The sequence below is a fragment of the Jiangella rhizosphaerae genome, from assembly GCF_003579925.1.
Lineage (GTDB): Bacteria > Actinomycetota > Actinomycetes > Jiangellales > Jiangellaceae > Jiangella > Jiangella rhizosphaerae.
The window spans coordinates 1-1,948 of record NZ_QUAL01000258.1; the positions used below are offsets into that span (position 1 = coordinate 1).

The 1,948-nt window shown below is 74.5% G+C and carries 2 protein-coding genes; both read right to left on the minus strand.

Translation table 11 applies throughout. From position 1 onward, the window contains the following. Positions 1 to 183: 183 nt before the first annotated feature. On the minus strand, positions 184 to 354 hold the full coding sequence (locus tag DY240_RS22970; protein ID WP_119662103.1) for a Trm112 family protein: 171 nt from the start codon (positions 352 to 354) through the stop codon (positions 184 to 186). Next, complete coding sequence (locus DY240_RS22975; RefSeq protein ID WP_199702123.1) at positions 351 to 1,769, minus strand: phosphomannomutase/phosphoglucomutase; 1,419 nt, start codon at positions 1,767 to 1,769, stop codon at positions 351 to 353. Before DY240_RS22975 ends, DY240_RS22970 begins: the two co-directional genes overlap by 4 nt. Positions 1,770 to 1,948: the final 179 nt, after the last annotated feature.

Here is a 1,948-nt window from a genome sequence, read left to right on the forward strand (position 1 = left end):
GACGGCGCGCGGCCGGTCGCCCGGGGTGAGCGCCGCGAGGGCCTCGGCCGCCGCGCCGTCGGCGCGGCGCACCTGGGCGCCCCAGCCGGCGATGTCGCGCAGGGCCGGGTCGATGACGCGCAGCGCGTCGGGATCGTCGAGCGAGCCGTCGAAGAACACAGCGGGGCTACTCCAGTGAGGAAGCTACGAGCGCGTGCGGGCCTGGTCGGCCAGCAGCACCGGGATGTCGTCGCGGACGGGGTAAGCGCGCGGGCAGCCGGTGCACAGCAACTCGCCGGCGGCGTCGTCGGGTTCCAGCGCGCTGTGACAGACCGGGCAGGCGATGACCTGCAGCAGCGTCGGATCGAGCCTCATGCGGCCCCCTCCCCCGTCCCGCGGACCACCCGCAGGACGTCGTCGCGCACCCGCTCCATGACGGCGCGGTCGGCGCCCTCGACGTTGAGCCGCAGCAGCGGCTCGGTATTGGACGGGCGCAGGTTGAACCACCACATCGGCGTGCCGGTGAACTCGACGGTGAGGCCGTCGAGTTGGTCGGTGACGACGTCGGGGGCCTTGCCGAACGCCTCCTCGACCCGCGCGGTGACGGCCTCGGCGTCGTCGACGGTGCTGTTGATCTCGCCCGATGCGACGTACCGCTCGTACGGCGCCAGCAGCTGCGACAGCGGCCGGCCGGCGGCGTCGGCGCGCAGCGCGGCCAGCGTGTGCAGCGCGGCGAGCATGCCGGAGTCGGCGCGCCAGAAGTCGCGGAAGTAGAAGTGGCCGGAGTGCTCACCGCCGAAGACGGCGCCGGTCTCGGCCATCGTCTGCTTGATCAGCGAGTGGCCGACCCGGGTGCGCACCGGCGTGCCGCCGTGCTCGGCGATGATCTCGGGAACCGCCTTCGACGTGATGAGGTTGTGCACGACGCGGGCGCCCGGCGAGCGTTCCAGCTCGCGGACGGCGATCAGCGCGGTCAGCGCCGACGGCGACACCGGCTCGCCCCGATCGTCGACGACGAAGCAGCGGTCGGCGTCGCCGTCGAAGGCCAGGCCGAGATCGGCGCCGTGCTCGCGGACGGCCGCCTGCAGGTCGACGAGGTTGGCGGGGTCGATCGGGTTCGCCTCGTGGTTCGGGAACGTGCCGTCGAGCTCGAAGTACAGCGGCACGACGGTCAGCCCGGGAAGGTCGAGGACCGCCGGGACGGTGTGCCCGGCCATGCCGTTGCCGGCGTCGACGACGACGGTGAGCGGCCGGCCGCCGGTCACGTCGACGAGGGAGTGCAGGTGCGCGGCGTAGTCGCGCAGCGTGTCGCGGTGCTCGACCCGGCCCCGCGCCGCGACGGGTGAGTCGACGCCGTCGCCGATGAGCGCCTGGATCTCGCTGAGGCCGGTGTCGTAGCCGACCGGTGCCGCCCCGGCGCGGCACAGCTTGATGCCGTTGTAGCGGGCGGGGTTGTGGCTGGCGGTGAACATGGCGCCGGGCAGGCCGAGCGCGCCGCTGGCGTAGTAGAGCTGGTCGGTGCTGGTCAGCCCGGCCATGACGACGTCCACGCCGGCCGCGGTGACGCCGTCGGCGAACGCGGCCGCCAGCTGCGGCGACGTGGGCCGCATGTCGTGCCCGACGACCAGTGCGCCGCTGCCGCCGGCCAGCACGTGCGCCGCGGCCCAGCCGATGGCCCGGGCGGTCTCGTCGTCGAGCTCGTCGGGCACCACGCCGCGGATGTCGTAGGCCTTGAGGATCGGGGCGAGGTCACGCACGGCAGCGACCCTACCTTGCCCGCCCGGCGACATGGTGACAGTAAGGCGATCCCCCACCCCCCGTTGGATGCGCGGCCGTCCGCGTGAACTACGGTGACGCCGGCTCAGGCGTCGGGATCGGGCAGCGCGCGCAGGTGCCCGCGGCGGGCGCCACCCTCGCCGGCGACCGGCGGCGCGGGTGCGGGCTCGGGACGGCGGCCGGCCTCGCGGAC